Source organism: Candidatus Saccharibacteria bacterium oral taxon 488 (assembly GCA_013099015.1).
Classification (GTDB): Bacteria; Patescibacteriota; Saccharimonadia; order Saccharimonadales; family Saccharimonadaceae; genus Nanosynbacter.
This window is the reverse complement of sequence record CP039998.1, coordinates 331,863-348,561: the sequence shown is the minus strand read 5'-3', so window position 1 is coordinate 348,561 and position 16,699 is coordinate 331,863. Positions and strand designations below refer to the sequence as shown.

Genomic DNA, 16,699 nt, shown 5'->3' with positions numbered 1-16,699 from the left:
CGCCCCCGGCTAACCATGCTATAATGACCCGGTAGCTTTAACGCGGCCCTATCGTCTAGCGGTTAGGACACTGGGTTCTCATCCCAGCAACCCGGGTTCGATTCCCGGTAGGGTCACCATAAAGGGATTTGTATTCTGTTCGGATTTGAAACAGCTCGTTTACCTCTGGTGGCGGGCTATTTTTGTGGGTTCCAAAGTTTATTTGTTCGTAGGTTGGAAGTTTGTTGAATATAGCACCGAAAAAGGCGGCTTTTCGCAGTGGATTACAGAGGTCGAGTAGTAGTTCTGGCAGGTGTTCCAAAATATATTTTGCATATTGCAAAACTTGGTCAAATTCGGCTTGTAAATTCGGCTGCCTAGCAATTTCTTCATCCAGCTCTGCTAATTCTTTTTCGACGCTAACAATATCCTCTTCAAGATATTTTAGGGCCGTCTCGCTTGTGACAATACGCATCCGATTAACGGTTGCCTTGATTTGGCTTTGCAAGCTCTCGCGGTGCTCTAGGCGTTGCCTACTAGCATCAATCTGCTTGGTCTGACGTTCGCGCCACAATTCAGCGATAGCGGCGATAACATCGTCAACATACTCTGGCTTGATAGTAATAGCCCTCACAAAGTCTTCTATCGTCTTATCAAATTCAGGCTTCGACACACGGAAGTAATGACCATCGCGACTGCAGTGATAGGCTGGATAGTGTTTACCTAGCTTGCCACGAGTAGCGCTACCAGATAGTGTCTTACCGCATTTAGGACAGGCGACTACCTGTTTGTATGGATAATCTGGATTATAAATTTGTTTATTTTTCAAATGATCCGGAGCTGCCTTACGTTTAATAGTGATATTATCATGGCTATCAACCTCCACGAAGACTCGGCCGCGATTAGCTTCATTGAATAAATCCACGCTGACAAGCCCATCAAACTGCGCTTTAACTGGCTTATCATGTGTCCATTTTTCTTTAATAATACCGCAATATACCAATTTACTGGTGTATTGATCAATCATTTTGGCGGTCATTTTTCGGCCGCCAATCTGTCGTTTAATTTTCGTTCGGTCATATTTGTCACGTACAATCGTCACGCGAGAACGAAAGCCCATAGAATTAAGCTCATCGGCAATTTGCTGATTTGTATAAACATGCGCAGCGCGCATCTCAAACAGTCTGATAATAAACTTTGCCTCATTCCTATCAGGCTTAAGAATAGTCCTCTTGCCATTTTTAGTATCAATTTTGACACTGCGGAATCCATAGTGCGGGCGTCTCATCCAGTAGCCAAGCTGCGTGTAGCGAATCTCCGCGCCAATCATACGGCTCATAATGTCGCGCATCTCGTCCTTAGCTCGTTCAGCTTCAAGATACTCAGATTTTTGTGTTGGATTAAACTCACTCCAGTAATATTTGAACCCGGTATGCTCAAGAGTATTAATTTGCTGCTTACCGATAACACCATACATATCTTCAAGGGCAATGCCTAGCCGAGTCAGTTGTCGCTTCAGCGGTGAATAATAATCGCCACCACCGCGCGTGAAACGGTCGATTGATTTAATCAGCACGACCTGAAAACCTTTGCTTTTGTCTTTGCATGCGTCGATTACTTTTTGCATCGGCTGCGTTTCGTGCGATGCCGATTCAAGCAAAATAATCGTCTCGGTGATTATGATATTGTGCGCCTTGGCGTAAGCTTCGCCTTGCTCACGCTGTGCCTCCGGAGAATCACCGTCAAGACCTTGCTTATCCGATGATACGCGTATCGCTAGCAGTCCGATTCGCGGTTGGCTTGTTGGCGACATGTCCCTTATCCTCCAAAATAGTGATTAATTTTTGAGCAAAAGCTCCATCTTCCAAAATCTTCTCAACGACAAGATTGGCAACTAGTTTAATCCGTTGCTCAATCGTAAATGAAAATTGCTCCGCTAGCGGCGCTTTTGATTTATTCTTGCTACCTTTTGGCCGTGCCATACACCCTCCATGTCACGACTTGCTAATAACGCTAGTTAGTCATTCTTGGCCGTACGCTGCTGTGGTCGTCCGCGCCCACCACGCTTTTCCAAATCTTTTTCTATCAACACCCTCAGCTCCTTGTCGCCAATGTCCGCCAGAGCTTTTAGTACAAGCTCTGTCAGGCTGATGCCCTGGCCGTAAGCTACCGCTTTAGCGCGATTTCGTACGGCCTTTGAGGTGTCTATTTGTAGCTGAATTCGTCCTTGATTCATGTAGTATTATTATACTACAAAATTACCGATGCTTCAAAAAATTGATACCAGTTCATGACTACCTATTTAGTTATTAACGAGCCGGCTTCTATTAATAAAACCTACTTTAATTGTACTACTTGTAGTACAAATTATCAACAGTTTTTGCTAATTTCTTTTATAAAAATATGCCGAATATCGATATACAGTATAATTTATCTATTTTTATCTGTTATAATTTGTATTTTTTCTTCCTTTTTTATATAAATATAATAGAAATTATGTGAATGGGCAAAAGGGGAAGTGGTTACATGAAAGTAGATAATAGGTCGGTGTTACGTCAAGGACAGATTGAGATACTAGGGCTGTTATATAAATATCGATTTGGCAGTCGTCAGCTCATAGCAGAAAGCTTAAAGGTAAAAGCTGGGTCAAATATCTATGAGAAGCTCAACGTCCTAATAAAGCATGGTTTCGTAGCAAAGAGGTATGACAAAAGTCTGAGGCTCCAAGGCTTGCCGGCCGCGTACTATCTAACACCAAAAGGTCTCAAGACACTCCAGTCGCTTGATGCCTGGAACTACATTACAGAAGCAACCATACGATCAAGCTATCATGACAAGAATATTAGTCAATCGTTTATTAACCACACGCTGGATGTGTATAGCTATACGAACATGCTAGTGAAAACATATTCTACATTAAAGGTATTTACACGTCGAGATATGTCTCGCTATAGTTATTTTCCAAACAATCCACCAGATGCCTTTTTGTCATTAAAAACAGGTGAGGAAATGACTCCGAAGCGATTTTTCTTTGACTTTATATCAGACGATACACCGCGCAGCGTTATCGCAAAGCGCATTGCTCAATACATGCAATTTTTCAGCGATGGTGAATGGGACGCTACAAACAGTCAGATTCCAATTCTGCTGTTCCTGACAACAAAACCAGCCATTAAAAAGCACCTGATGCGCTCCACTCGTGCAATTCGCGGCACCTTTGACATGGGGGATGAGGTATCTATTTATGCAGCAACTATAGACCAACTTCTAAGTGCGGAATCTGGTAGAATATGGGAAGATATTGATAGTGCAGACGGCCTTTCCCCATTAGATGAGTTACACTGACTTTACGGTTAATAGATATTCGGCCGCACGACGATTGCAAGCAAGCCGTGCGAGCCTTGTAATGGTCGTGCGAAAGCCGTCACGTAGCCTTCATGACTAGGCCTTATTTTGTCAGAAGTGCAGCAGATGGCGCGTTCTGTTTGTTTCAAACAGTGCGCGACAGATGATGTAATTTTGCAAAATAATATACAAGTAGTCAACTAAACAGATAGTTATCTCAAAGAGATGGCGTTCATTCTTGCATCCGATCATCTTGACTGCGCTCTCTGGAGTGCATGTTAAGTGAGCGGGGGCAAGTATGAACGCTCTATCAGTTTCACAACGACCAAGGGAGCATCTTAATATTCCGCCCAACCTCTTTAAGACGGCGCCACCTTAAAACGCATACTGGGGCGTATACCAGGCGCATATTTTAATATTTTACCTACACATAAACCAATAATTATAACTTGAGGATTTTTACTATTAATGAGACGCGCGATACAACACCAGCTATCAATGTTTTTATTGACCAAGGAGACAGTTCTTGGCTATAATAACGTTAACAATAAGCTTTATTATGGAAGATAACAATATAAATACTATGATTATACGGCCTGGAAGGGGGAGCACGGATCCAGATAGCGATAAATCAATTATCATTAGAACTACGGATATAGTCAAAGAATACAAAATTGGTAAACAAAAAATCAGGGCCGTTGACAGTGTTTCGCTGGAAGTCAATAAAGGCGAATTCATTGCTCTTGTTGGCGTGAGTGGCAGTGGTAAGAGTACCCTACTGCATTTACTGGGCGGATTAGACAAAGCTACCTCTGGTGAGGTTGTCGTCAATGGTCAAGAAATTCGTAAGATGAGTGACCGTCGATTGTCACAATTTCGTAACCAAACCATTGGATTTGTTTTTCAGTCATTTTATTTGCAACCGTTTTTGACATTACGTCGTAATATTGAAGTCGCCTCAATGCCACAACGTATGAAACGTGCGGAGCGTAAACAGCGCATTGAAGAATTAGCACGGCAAGTTGGCTTATATGATCGACTAAATCATCGCCCACGTGAACTTTCGGGTGGGCAGATTCAACGTGCCGCCATTGCTCGGGCGCTGCTTAATAGACCCGCTATCATTCTGGCTGATGAGCCAACTGGCAATCTCGACTCTGCGAATAGTCGTGATATAATCCAACTATTTCAGCAGATTCGAGAACGATATGGTACGACGGTAATTATCGCTACACATGATACTGAAGTCGCAGCTCAGGCCGACCGCGTCATTACGCTAAAGGACGGGAGGCTTTATGATCAAGCTAACTGACGTTGGAGTATTGGCTTTCACGAAGCTCCGTGCTCGTAAATTACGGACGTTCCTTACTGTTTTATTGGCAAGTATGTTGTTTGGTGTTTTAATTACTGCTTCGCTCGTTACTCATGGGTTATTTCAGGGCATTGACTCATTTCGTAAAGAAGGATTAACAGGTCGGTATATTGTGAGTGTGATGAATGCGCCATCCGACACGAGTGAATTCTCCAAAACGATGCGCGATTCCAAGCTGATCGCTGAAGCAAAAAAGCGCTATGAGGTGCTGGTCGCGCAAAAAACTGCCGAAGCGAAACGACTTGGCTTAGGGTATTCTTACGTCAATGATCAACCACCGTATTCACAAGATGCTGCTGGTGTAACGCGATTGTCTTTTAACGACCAAAATGGCATCGTAGCTCAATTGCTAAAAGAAAAATACAGTACCACTCCTGCCTTTGATGAAGTGAAATTGTCTCAGCTTGCCAAACAGTACGGCGCAATTAAAACTTTTACCGAAGAATCGTATGCTATCAAAAAGAGATCGTCATTGTCCCCTCTCATTGATGGCAAGGAGGTGTTTCACGACTCTTCAAACGAAGCAGAAGTGAATACTCATTATGTAAAACCCCCGATTAACACTTCAGGCATAACTCTGGCACCCCCTGAAACGACAAAAGGGATCGTACTGCCTGATAATGCAGGTTGGAGACCTGATGGATCAAGCTTACCAGTTATTCTGCCACAAAATGTTATTGAGCAGCTATTAAAATTAGAGAAATTACCAGCAAGTGCTAGCGCTGCCGAAAAATTTGAACGTCTCAAAATTATCCGTAATAACATTACTAACTTAAGCTTCAAAATGTGCTATCGAAACAGTGTTTCGCAGTCATTGATACAAAAAACGCTACAACAAAAGAAAGAAATTGTCGCTAACCAAAGCAACAAAAATTATCAAAAACCAAGTTTGCTGTATACTCTGCCTGATCCTACGAAATGTGAAAATGCCACCATTACCCATGACTCGCGTACAGCTGAAGAGAGAAAACGGGCAGTGAATCAAAGACTTTTTGATGCAAAATTTGGCAAAGAAACAGTGGCTATTAGCAAATTTATCACTTTCAAGGTGGTTGGAATGTCGCCTAGGAGTGAGGTGCTCAACCCAGAGCAAGAACAACAACGTGAAAAATCCCGCACTACCAACGACATACTTGCTGAGATGCTACGTACAGAGGGAATTGGACAAGCCATACCGCGTACACTATATAACCAGCTACCTAACAAAACTAACTACGCTGACTTATTAACCTACGAGCCCCTCTATCTAATGGGTAATGAGGACAATAAGCGTCGTTTTGTCGAATTTGCTAGCGCCAGTGATGCACAGAAGTTCATCGACGAACAGGGTTGTACAGTTCAATACGATAACTCGTGTAAGCCAATTGGCCGGCCGTACCAAGCTAGCCTAGCATTTAGTAATAGCGCCGCACTAGACAATATGCAAAATATGTTTAAGAAGTGGTCGGTCTACGTTATGATAGGTGTCGTAACGCTGGCGGCACTCATTATGTGGATTACGATCGGCCGTACAATTGTTGATGGCAGACATGAAACAGCAGTATTCCGAGCTATTGGCTTTAAGAGAATTGATATTGTACTCGTATATATGCTTTACGCGATAATTTTATCCACTTTAGTAGCTGTATTTGCTGGTATCATCGGCTTCACGGGTGCATATATACTGGATAATCAATTCGCACCACAACTTACAGCGCAGGCCCAATATGGATTTGGTGCAATTAGCTCAAATAATAGTATACGTCTCGTCGGTATAGATCTACAACAAATACTCTTCATCTTACTAGCGTGTATTCTCACTGGTCTGCTTAGCGTTGTGCCGCCGCTCGTACGTAATATACGTCGCAGCCCAATTAGCGACATGCGAGAATCTTAGGCAGGATCGCGACTCCCAGTAAGCTTTATTCTCAAAAAGAGCTAAAGGCTATTGCAAAAATATTTCCAATGAGAGTATAATCATAAACGCAATCATTCCCTACTCACGAGAAAGGAAGAGTAATGAGGAATAAGATGGTTGCGCTTCTCGCAGCGCTGTTCGTTGCGACCGGAATCTCGGTCGCGGCACCACCGCAGGCCCGCGCTACCACCTACGGTAGCACCGTGCTCTGTAGTGGGGGAGTAGTCGAGTGGAACGACTCGGCGGTCGTTGGCATCTGGATCTCCCAGCCGGGAGGACGTTCCGGGTGGGCCAACTTCTCTCGAGTTGACCGGTGGACCGCCAACTGGAGTTTCGATTTCCCTAACGACAGTCCGTACCAGATTCGTGTCGGCTGTGGGGGAAATCCCGGCCGGTGGCAGACCACCAACGTGGGAGCCTACGTAAAGCCGTCCCTGTCAAGTCACGACTACATCTGTGACGTGGGACGCGGCTTCTGCATCGCGTCGTGAGAAGAGACCTGAGCATGTCGGTAAACTGCTCACTTAAACTATCGGCGTTACTATTAGTTATGCGTAGCTTCCTGCATCTGACAAAAACATCAAAATACACGAAAATAACTATCAGAGACGTTTTCGTTACTGATTTCTTGCGTCTGATACTGTCGTTGACTGTTATGATGGCGCTAGTGTACGGAATTGGTTGGCTAATTGGTAGTGCTGATCCTAAACACGGGCACCTCAGCTATTATGTACAAGTCTTTTTTACAGGAAATCCTCTTGTCGAGTCTGTTATGGTCGCTGCAGCATGCGCTACCGCTGTCGGTCTTAAGCCTTCAGTACGATTCTGGTCGACCACTGGCATTGCCATCTTTATCTCGCTACTTGATGCACCGAACTTTCTTTGGCACCTTGATGTTAGCGGCTATCTAAGTATATTCGCCGGTATCGGTCTAATGGTTTGCGGATGGCGACTTTGGGATTACTACGATGTAGCTCAAGTTAATCGTTTGACCGAACCGTATCTGACGAAACCAGCATTGATAGCATATATACTAGTTGGCGTATTGTCATTAATCCTACTGATACCTTACGGCAACTAACTCTATATTACCCTCAGACAGAAGATGGCGCGTCCGTTATATTTGCAGTATACTCACTATAATTCTATAATTATAGTGGTGATTACCTTATTTTATCTCAGAGGAGCGATCGCAAAAGATTTAATCTAATAAAAATCATTTCTGACAATAGATAATTCAGCCAACCCGCATTGTCAGAGCGTCAACTATTGAAAGGGTCGTCTATGGCAAAGTGTATGAGAAAAATATCGTCCGACATACTATCAAGCATTCTATTTCGTAAATGGACATTTTCGATCGTTCAATCACTTGGTGGTGACACAAGGCGATACTCAGAGTTACACCGCTCTCTTCCGGATATTACTCAAAAAGTTTTAACTGAGCATTTAAGAGCCCTTGAGCGCGCCGGCATCGTCCGGCGCTTTTTCTATCCAACAATTCCGCCGCGAGTTGAGTATCAATTAACAGACATGGGCCTTGAGCTATTGGAACTCGCGAAGCATATCTCGGTATGGTGTGATTCTCACTATAGCGAGGTGCGTAAACATCAAAAGGAATATGACAGAAAAGATCGTCACGTAGAGTTTAGCTCATAGGTTGCGATTTTTTGCAATCGTATCAAGAATTTCACGATGTCGTAGTTTTTCTTGTTTCTGTTTGCGGCCGCTACGGCGTAGTAGTCTATACGGGATAAATAAAACGCCAAAAATAATATAAATAATGACATACCAAATAGAAACAATCACCCAAGTAAATACGATAAGGATGATTGCCATGGGAATTGCTACAATCTTTAGTGCGCCCCTAGTTTCAGTTATGTGCCAAATGCGCTTCGCTGAGCCAATAAAAGAAAGTGGCGAAGCTAGTATAATCTTCTCAGACTGCAACTTGTTCATAATTTTAGTATAATAAGACAACGTATCTGTGTAAAGCGACCTCTCCTCCATAGGACGCTAAGTGACATTTTCCTCAGTTAGACACTTACTTACCTAAAAGAAACTAACAGACTGAAATCGCACTAAAGCACTTAGAGGTGCCGTCTTGTCAACCGTCACCCTAGCTGCTAACGTAAAAATAACAGAGACAAACAATGGGTTTAATCTCTGAGGAAGGGAGTTAGGGGTGCCAGGGAAAATCTATTATATAGCAGCAGCAATTGTCATAGTTGGCCTGCCGTTTGTAGTTATGGACGTAGCGTCAGCCGCTCCGGCTGGGGTAGGTAATGTAGAAAACTTTATCAGAAGTATCATACAGGTGATTGCGGGGCTTGCTGGCCTAGTCGCGACTGGATTCTTCGTTGCCGGTGGATTCACTTATATCACCAGTTCTGGTAATCCCGAACAGCTTGATAGAGCCAAGCGAACAATTACCTGGTCGGCAATCGGCTTGGCGATCGTCATAGCCGCATTTGTTTTAGCGAATATCGTGACGACGTTAGCGCGACAGTCATTCGGAGGATAATCCGCCGATGTTAGAGTTTGGCGACGCTCTAATGAATAGTCTGATGCTGTTTGCAGATACGACTGGCGCGATAAAAACTGTACGTGACTACGTTCTGCCAACAGTGAAGATCTTATCCGGTATTGCATCATTAGTCTGTGCTTTCTTTTTGGCACACGCCGGATATATCTATATGACCAGTAATGGCAAACCAGACCGCATGGAATACGCCAAAGATATTGCTAAAAAAGCTGTGATAGGGCTAGTTATCGTACTCGCCGCTGTCACGATTGTCTCAATTCTAACTGGATCGTATAAAGCTCCCCAAGATCCAGGTAGCGCAACCCTGCCAAATCTACAAGCCGTCACACCAAAGTCTGAAAATAATGGGCTCATCGAAATGATAGTTAAGGCCATAACAGGGCTATTGGCAATGATTATCAACGCTATTGCTTCACCGTTTCTCAACGCACTTGAGTTCTTTACTAAATCAACACCACTCATGACAGGGAATAAGACTATTTTTAATCTATGGCTAGCCATGGTCGGAATTGCTGATGTATTACTGATCCTAACCATAGCATTAATCGGTTTTCATGTAATGAGCGCTTCGGGTCTTGGTCTTGATGAGGTTGACGTCAAACATCTGTTACCGCGAGTGGCGGTAATATTTTTACTGATGAACACCTCAATATTCTTAATTGATAGCATCATTAGTTTATCAAATGTCCTCATATCGGCGGTAGATCAAATTTCCGGTGCCTCAACCGTATGGGGTACTCTTATTAAAGTCGTTGAGAAAACATCGGGCCAGGGCGTTGCCGCCTTGCTCATTATGGTGGCATTTTTAATCTGTTCAGTTATATTGCTGGTGTATTATGTCATGCGCTTAATTACTTTATTTATAGGCACAGTATTATCGCCGCTTGTTAGTATGTTGTGGCTTATCCCTGGCTTTCGTGATTTTGCCGAGACATCAATGAAAACATTTTTATCGACCATTTTTGTTTTGTTTGTGCATGTAGTTGTTCTACAGCTCGCAGCCTCACTCTTCTCCGGTATGGCGACTGTCTCTGGAAATAATGCGCTACCCGACACGCTAATGGCTATGATAGCAGGCATCGCAACGATCTTAACTCTATTAAAAGTTCAAGGCGTTATGATGCAGTTTAGTTTTGTCAGCATGGGTGCCCGCAATATGAAAAAAATGGGCGGCCAATTTATGAACGGCATTAGCCATATGACAGGTGCTGGCTCAAGGGTCGTAAATAAGACGGCTCAGCGCGTCAAGAACACTACCTATACTGCCAAGAAAGCGCGTATTCATTCCACTGTAGAAACGGTTGCTCGTCAAACAAAATCGCCCATAAAGGTGAATTACCTGAATAAAAGAGGTGATGCTGAAATAACATACGCCGTAAATCCACGTAGCAAAAATAGCACGACCGTGGTTACTACGCCTGAGACAAAACCACTAAAAACTGGTGCGACTTATCGGGCTAGATCAAGCAAAACTATAGCAAAATCTCGAGGTAAAAAATCATGAAGACAACTGTCGTGCCCGCACAAGTTACTACAGTTGAAGATCGCATCATTGGTCGTCTGGGGTTTTCGCAGATACTACTTTTGATTATTCCTGTATTTTTTAGTGCCGGCACTTTTACTTTGTTACCACCAATATTGGAAAGCGCGTTGTACAAATATATTTTAATAGCCATCCTGCTATTGATATGCATCGTTCTATCTATAAGGATTCAAGGAAGAATTGTAGCCTTGTGGTTAATAATGATCTTGCGCTACAATACTCGTTCAAAATATTATGTGTGCGATAAAAATACAACTACCCTAAGAGAACGATATTCGGATATTAATCAGACAGAAAATACTGTGGCTCCAGTCTCAGAAGTGAAACATCACACATCTGAGTTGGCGATTGCAGACTCAATAAAAGTTCGTAGGGTCATTGATAATCCAGCTGTAAAGATGCGTTTTGAAACCGATAAGAAAGGAGGCTTTCATGTTCGGCTTACGGAAGTCGACCGCCAAATCAAGTGCGCGCCAGCAAATCGCAATCAAAGGGGTACGTGATGGTATTTTGTCGCTACCTGATAACAATTACCGATTAATCCTGTCTGTTTCAGCACTAAACTTTGAGCTAAAAAGTGACGAGGAGCAAGATGCGATTATTGATACTTATGAAAGTTTCCTTAATTCTATTGGCTGGCCGATCCAGATTTTAGTACGTACTCGCGAGATAGACATGGATGACTATCTAGAAAACTTAAATAATCGACTGAGCGGTGAAACGACACAAATTTACCGTGATCAGTTAAAACATTATGGCGAGTTTCTTCACTCGCTTATTACAAATAATAAAATTTTAACACGGCATTTTTACATAATTGTGCCGTATCACCCGAATGGAAACACTGATTTTGAGCTAATACAAGAACAGTTGAAGTTAAGGACGGACATCGTGTCTAAGGGTATAGCGCGACTTGGTATGCGAACTGATATGCTCAATAGTTTAGAAGTCCTAGACCTGTTTTACAGCTTTTATAACCAAGCTCAATCAAAAATACAGCCACTTACTGAGCATATACTACAGGCCATTCACTCGGAATTAGTAAGACATGGAGCAAAATATGATGATCAAGGACGGTAAGCTCTCAATAAATCCTAAGCAACTCGCGAGTTCGCTATATGCGCCTATCTTACGTCGTAAGCAGCAAAGAGCCGCTCGAAAAAAGGAGCTAGATATTATGTTCGGCGAGCAGGACATGCTTGATACGCTATCGTATGCTGGGCTAGAGGAGAATGTTGACCACCTTTGCATTGATGGCACATACATCCGTACATTGTATATTTCAGGCTATCCATTTGTAGCCAGTTCCGACTGGATGGATAGCCTGATTAACTTTAATCACAACATTGACATCAGCTACCACCTGCACGAGGTTAATGCGCATTTGGCGCTACCAAAACTAAACCGTAAAATTACAGAGCTAGAGTCGACACGCCGTGCTATGATACGTGAAGGACGAATTATTGGCTCGGAAATAATAGACCCCCTTGAGTCGGCGATTGATCTTCGTGATAAGATTCAGCGTGGTCAGGAAAAGTTATTCCAGATGGCAATTTATGTAGCAATTCGTGCTGAGAGCAAAGAAGAATTAGACAAAACGACAAAGCTCCTAGAGGCAAATTTATCAACTCGCTTATTTTATTCCAAAGTTGCGCGCTACCAGCAGCTTGAAGCATTGCAGTCGATTTTACCGCGTGCAGAAGATCAACTGGCTCAAAAACGTAATCTTGACAGTTCAAGTGCGGCTTTAGCTTTTCCGTTTATGTCTTCAGAGTTAGTGCAGGAATCTGGTATCCTTTACGGGATTAATAAGTCAAACAACTCACTCGTCATTCTAGACCGGTTTAGCCTGCATAATGCAAATTCAATCACCTTTGCTCAGTCCGGTGCCGGCAAGAGCTACGCTACCAAAGTCGAGATTTTACGACAACTCATGCAGGGAACTCGTGTTATCGTAATTGATCCGGAGCGTGAATACAGGCGACTAACCGACTCTGTGGACGGTACGTATATCAAGCTATCGGCCAAAAGCAAGCAAAAAATCAATCCTTTTGACTTGGCCACGACATGTCATGAAGTGGAAGCTTTATCTGAGCACGCACAAGATCTTATGGATATCATTAGTCTCATGGCCGAAGGTTTAACGGCACGCGAAAAGGCAGCTACCGATAAAGCAATCATTAAGGTATATCGACAGACTAAAAAGCAGCAGCCATTACTTGAGGATTTATATGCTGAGCTACGAAAACTGGGACAGCTAAAGTTGTGTGAGAAGTTAGAAAAATACATCTCTGGATCATTGGCGGATGTATTCAATGCGCAAACCAATGTTAAACTTGATAACCGCCTCGTTATCTTTGACATAAAAGATCTTCCAGAAAATTTGCGCCAGATTATGATGCTAATCATATCTAACTTTGTAAAGAATCAGGTTATGGCAAAACCTGAAAAGCGCCTGCTGGTTATTGATGAGGGCTGGATTTTACTGCAGCACGAGGAGTCTGCGCGATTTGTGGCAGGATTGGTGCGTCGAGCGCGTAAATATTACTTGGGGGTTTCGATTATCTCTCAGCAAGCAAACGATTTTCTAAAAAGTGAGTATGGCAGGGCGATCGCTTCACAAAGTGCCTTACGCATCTTAATGAGACAAGATACAACTACTATCAAAGGCGTTGTTAACGAGTTTAATCTCAGTGAGTACGAGCAAAGCTTTTTACTAACATGTGAGCGTGGCGATGCGCTGCTCATTGCTGACCAGAATCATGTTGCTGTTAAAATTGTCGCAGCGGACAAAGAGCACCCGCTTATCACGACCGATCCACGGGAGCTGTATTCATGATAAATAGCCCCGTTTCAATATTTGGAGTTGGTAGTAGTTTTCGACCCAAGAGAATTCTCACGCTCATCATAGCGATTATTGGTTTTATCCTGCTAATGCCAATGGTTGCTATCTTTTCTCTTGGCCTTCCGGCGCTGAGTTTCCTAGCGAATGCACCGAGTGCAAAGGCGGCTGAAGAGCGCGGATTTTATAATGGTGGGGCAATGCCTGACAATACCTACGCCTGGGGCAATTGTACCTGGTGGTCGTACGCCATGCGTAAATGGGCCGGTAGTCCAATTCCAAACAACTGGGGTAATGCAAATACATGGGACGACTATGCACGACGTGATGGTTATATAGTTAATCATACACCTGCGGCTGGTGCAATATTCCAAACTGATGCCGGTGGTTACGGCTACGGGCACGTAGCCTATGTTATAGCGGTCAATCAAATCAGTGGCGAATGGAAAATTTCTGAGATGAATGCTAAAGGGCTCAATGTTGTTTCTCAGCGCACTTTCACAAAAGAAGCTGCCAGCTCGTACAATTTTATACATAACAAACTAGGAGTGCAGCAGTGGAACCCACAGCCGATTACGTTGTCACCACCTTATGGGTTGGGTCGATAGTATTAGTCGTGCTCAGCGCTATCGTTGTTGTAGTGCTGCTGTTCTTGTTGATCCGAATCGCAGTTAATCGTCGCTATCTACGAACACGCAGCACGGTGTGGCTCGAAATTGTACCCCCGGCCAGCGCCTCCAGGACTCCTGAAGCTACAGAGCAATTATTCTCGGTAGTTCACGGTACTAAATCTACTCGAAGCCTCAAAGATCGTTGGCTTGATCGTAAACCGGTGATGAGCTTTGAAATTACTTCAACGCGCCATGGTGGCATACGCTACTTTATACAAGCCGAGCAAAAACATATTGATATACTACAAAAATCCATAGTTGCGTATCTTCCAGATGTAAAGGTTAGACAGGTGAAACGAACTATTAGTGAACCAGATCTAGTACTTGAATATAAGCAAACCAGTCATTATGTATTGCCACTAAACTTAATGTCAAAGCCCGAGCGGCATGATCCTCTTAGTTATGTAACAAGTGCTATGTCTGGTCTACAAAATAATGAAGAGATAACTTTGCAATTGGTTGCGATACCAGTTCATTTACGCGAAGCGGAGATACTGTCTCATAAAATTTTAGATAACGAAAATATCTTGCAGCAAGTGAATAGTAAAAACTTTTCTATCGCTGGTAAAGTAGCTCGGGTTATTGGTCGAGTGTCGTCCGGAGTGACGGGTACGGCTAGTGAAGTATATGCTGGCATTACGACAAATCACCGTGCAGCATATAATATGCAGCGTCAGAACTATTATCAAATCCCACGGAAGATTATCCGAGAAGATCGTCCAACGCGAGTATTGAGCGCGTTTGAACTGGAATTGATGGAGACAATGCATCAAAAAGTTACTAAACCACTATTTCAGGTTTCGCTGCGTATCTTGATCAAAAGCCCTCAGGTAAAACATTATGCCGGAGCAATTAAGTCCGCTATTGCTGGCTATAGCGTACCGCCATACCAAGCGCTTAAGCCTAAACTGCCTCTACCGATCCTATCAACAATTCGTTGCCACACTGCCATAGCGCGACTGCCTTCACTATTTCGTAAATCAAGTATCATTTTAGCCTCAACCGAGCTCGCCAGCTTATATCATTTTCCCTTAAGCTACGCCAATAAGACCGACAATCTCGTTACATCACTCAGCCGAACACTACCAGCACCAATTTCTTTGAAAAATAATCAAGATTTTTCAGTTATCATTGGCGTAAATTATCATCACGGAATTACCACCCCAATCGGTCTAACCAATGCAGAGCGTGAACGACATCAATACATAGTCGGCGGCACCGGAAGTGGTAAAACGACAATGCTGCAGTATCAAATTGTGCATGACATGAAAAATGGAAGGGGTCTAGCGGTTATTGATCCTCATGGAGACATGGCCGAAACGATATTACGACACGTGCCGCGAGAGCGCATTAAAGATGTGATATACTTCAACCCTGATGACTTAGAATATCCAATTGGCTTGAATTTATTGGAATTATCTCCTGGTTTAACTGGCACTGAGTTGATGCGCGAGAAGGATTTGATAACCGAGTCTGTTATTTCAGTCTTTCGTAAAATTTTTAGCGATGAGGATTCGGGCGGACATCGGATTGAATATATACTAAGGAACGCCATACAAACAGCACTCACTCAGGACAATGCTACATTGTTTACGGTCTTTGACTTGCTTAACGATCCAAAATATCGCCGTAGGGTCATCAAGACAATTGAAGACTCTAACTTGCTTAATTTTTGGAAAAATGAATTTGGCAAAGCTGGCGATATGCAGAAAGTAAAAATGGCAGCAGGGATTACGGCGAAAATTGGACGTTTTCTATTCTCAGCATCGGCACGACAGGTTCTTGAACAACCAAAATCAACGATTAATTTTGACGAGATCATTAACTCGGGGAAGATACTTATCTGTAATGTGTCGAAAGGCTTACTCGGTGAGGATACGTCTGAGTTATTTGGTATTACCATACTTGCGAAGCTTCAGCTCGCAAGTCTGCGGCGCGCCCGATTGCAGCAATCGGAGCGTCGCGCGTTCTATATTTACGTCGATGAGTTTCAAAATTTCGCCACAACCTCATTTGTGCAAATGCTATCTGAAAGTCGTAAATATAAAGTTTTCATGATCATGGCAGAGCAGTCTACTTCACAGCAAAGCGACCAGCAGACGGTCAATATAATTCTAGCTAATGTCGGCACGATTGTTTGCTTCCGGACCGGAAATCCGCAAGACGAGCAGCGCCTCCTACCGATGTTTAGCCCATATATTGAGTCAGGCGAAATCAGTAATCTGCCGGCATACAATTACTACGTGCGGCTAGTCGCGGTGAACGCACAAGAGCCGTTGTCTGGCGAGACATTATTACTAGAAGATGAGGGCGACAAAACTGTACGAGATGCCGTTATTGCACATTCACGGAGGTATTATGCAAGAGAGCAAAAAAATGCAGATAACAAAAACCGACATACTATAGAGAAAAAACAAACAGTAAAAAATAAGGGTACGAAGAAAAAAACAGTACCAATGATAGACGATTGATTTGCAGTAACTTACAGAATAACAACTGCGCTATAAT

General features: G+C 43.2%; 15 protein-coding genes, 1 tRNA gene and 1 pseudogene. 13 read left to right on the top strand and 4 right to left on the bottom strand.

The genetic code is table 11. From position 1 onward, the window contains the following. The first annotated feature begins 44 nt into the window (after nucleotides 1-44). Nucleotides 45-119 (top strand) — tRNA-Glu (locus FBF29_01790). Nucleotides 120-1,453: 1,334 nt separating this feature from the next. Here FBF29_01790 and FBF29_01785 read toward each other — a convergent pair. From FBF29_01785 to FBF29_01775, 3 genes and pseudogenes are all read right to left on the bottom strand, one after another. Continuing rightward, nucleotides 1,454-1,792, bottom strand: a pseudogene (locus FBF29_01785) (hypothetical protein). Beyond that, nucleotides 1,734-1,961, bottom strand: a complete 228-nt coding sequence (locus FBF29_01780) for a hypothetical protein (GenBank protein ID QJU07428.1) — start codon at nucleotides 1,959-1,961, stop codon at nucleotides 1,734-1,736. Before FBF29_01780 ends, FBF29_01785 begins: the two are co-directional and overlap by 59 nt. A gap of 35 nt (nucleotides 1,962-1,996) precedes the next feature. Next, nucleotides 1,997-2,215: a hypothetical protein gene (locus FBF29_01775; GenBank protein QJU07427.1), complete on the bottom strand. Its 219-nt coding sequence runs from the start codon at nucleotides 2,213-2,215 to the stop codon at nucleotides 1,997-1,999. Nucleotides 2,216-2,481: 266 nt separating this feature from the next. On the opposite strand from FBF29_01775, the gene FBF29_01770 reads away from it, so the two are divergent. The 5 genes from FBF29_01770 to FBF29_01750 all read left to right on the top strand — a co-directional run bounded on the left by FBF29_01770 (nucleotide 2,482) and on the right by FBF29_01750 (nucleotide 8,249). Then, nucleotides 2,482-3,324 (top strand): hypothetical protein, encoded by an 843-nt coding sequence (locus tag FBF29_01770; GenBank protein QJU07426.1) that lies wholly within the window; start codon nucleotides 2,482-2,484, stop codon nucleotides 3,322-3,324. Nucleotides 3,325-3,907: 583 nt separating this feature from the next. Beyond that, complete coding sequence (locus FBF29_01765; GenBank protein QJU07425.1) at nucleotides 3,908-4,636, top strand: ABC transporter ATP-binding protein; 729 nt, start codon at nucleotides 3,908-3,910, stop codon at nucleotides 4,634-4,636. Continuing rightward, entirely contained in the window at nucleotides 4,620-6,572 is a 1,953-nt protein-coding gene (locus FBF29_01760) for an ABC transporter permease (protein QJU07424.1), read from the top strand. The genes FBF29_01765 and FBF29_01760 overlap by 17 nt, the downstream gene beginning before the upstream one ends. 571 nt (nucleotides 6,573-7,143) lie before the next feature. Next, complete coding sequence (locus FBF29_01755; GenBank protein QJU07423.1) at nucleotides 7,144-7,674, top strand: hypothetical protein; 531 nt, start codon at nucleotides 7,144-7,146, stop codon at nucleotides 7,672-7,674. 203 nt (nucleotides 7,675-7,877) lie between these two features. Next, complete coding sequence (locus tag FBF29_01750; GenBank protein ID QJU07422.1) at nucleotides 7,878-8,249, top strand: helix-turn-helix transcriptional regulator; 372 nt, start codon at nucleotides 7,878-7,880, stop codon at nucleotides 8,247-8,249. On the opposite strand, the gene FBF29_01745 is transcribed toward FBF29_01750, so the two are convergent. Beyond that, nucleotides 8,244-8,549, bottom strand: a complete 306-nt coding sequence (locus tag FBF29_01745) for a hypothetical protein (protein ID QJU07421.1) — start codon at nucleotides 8,547-8,549, stop codon at nucleotides 8,244-8,246. The two genes, FBF29_01750 and FBF29_01745, sit on opposite strands and share 6 nt — an antisense overlap. Before the next feature lie 226 nt (nucleotides 8,550-8,775). On the opposite strand from FBF29_01745, the gene FBF29_01740 reads away from it, so the two are divergent. From FBF29_01740 to FBF29_01710, 7 genes are read left to right on the top strand one after another with little or no spacing between them, the layout of a single operon-like run. Then, a complete protein-coding gene (locus FBF29_01740) occupies nucleotides 8,776-9,114 on the top strand; it encodes a hypothetical protein (GenBank protein ID QJU07420.1) in 339 nt (112 codons plus the stop codon). 7 nt (nucleotides 9,115-9,121) lie between these two features. After that, nucleotides 9,122-10,639: a hypothetical protein gene (locus FBF29_01735; protein ID QJU07419.1), complete on the top strand. Its 1,518-nt coding sequence runs from the start codon at nucleotides 9,122-9,124 to the stop codon at nucleotides 10,637-10,639. Then, entirely contained in the window at nucleotides 10,636-11,181 is a 546-nt protein-coding gene (locus FBF29_01730) for a hypothetical protein (protein QJU07418.1), read from the top strand. The genes FBF29_01735 and FBF29_01730 overlap by 4 nt, the downstream gene beginning before the upstream one ends. Beyond that, nucleotides 11,111-11,758, top strand: a complete 648-nt coding sequence (locus FBF29_01725) for a hypothetical protein (GenBank protein QJU07417.1) — start codon at nucleotides 11,111-11,113, stop codon at nucleotides 11,756-11,758. The genes FBF29_01730 and FBF29_01725 overlap by 71 nt, the downstream gene beginning before the upstream one ends. Continuing rightward, nucleotides 11,727-13,517, top strand: coding sequence for a DUF87 domain-containing protein (locus FBF29_01720; GenBank protein ID QJU07416.1), 1,791 nt, complete (start codon nucleotides 11,727-11,729; stop codon nucleotides 13,515-13,517). The genes FBF29_01725 and FBF29_01720 overlap by 32 nt, the downstream gene beginning before the upstream one ends. Further along, the gene (locus FBF29_01715; GenBank protein QJU07415.1) at nucleotides 13,514-14,128 is read left to right on the top strand and encodes a CHAP domain-containing protein; all 615 of its coding nucleotides are present in this window, start codon (nucleotides 13,514-13,516) and stop codon (nucleotides 14,126-14,128) included. The genes FBF29_01720 and FBF29_01715 overlap by 4 nt, the downstream gene beginning before the upstream one ends. Nucleotides 14,129-14,136: 8 nt before the next feature. Beyond that, nucleotides 14,137-16,662, top strand: a complete 2,526-nt coding sequence (locus tag FBF29_01710; protein QJU07414.1) for a hypothetical protein — start codon at nucleotides 14,137-14,139, stop codon at nucleotides 16,660-16,662. Nucleotides 16,663-16,699: the final 37 nt, after the last annotated feature.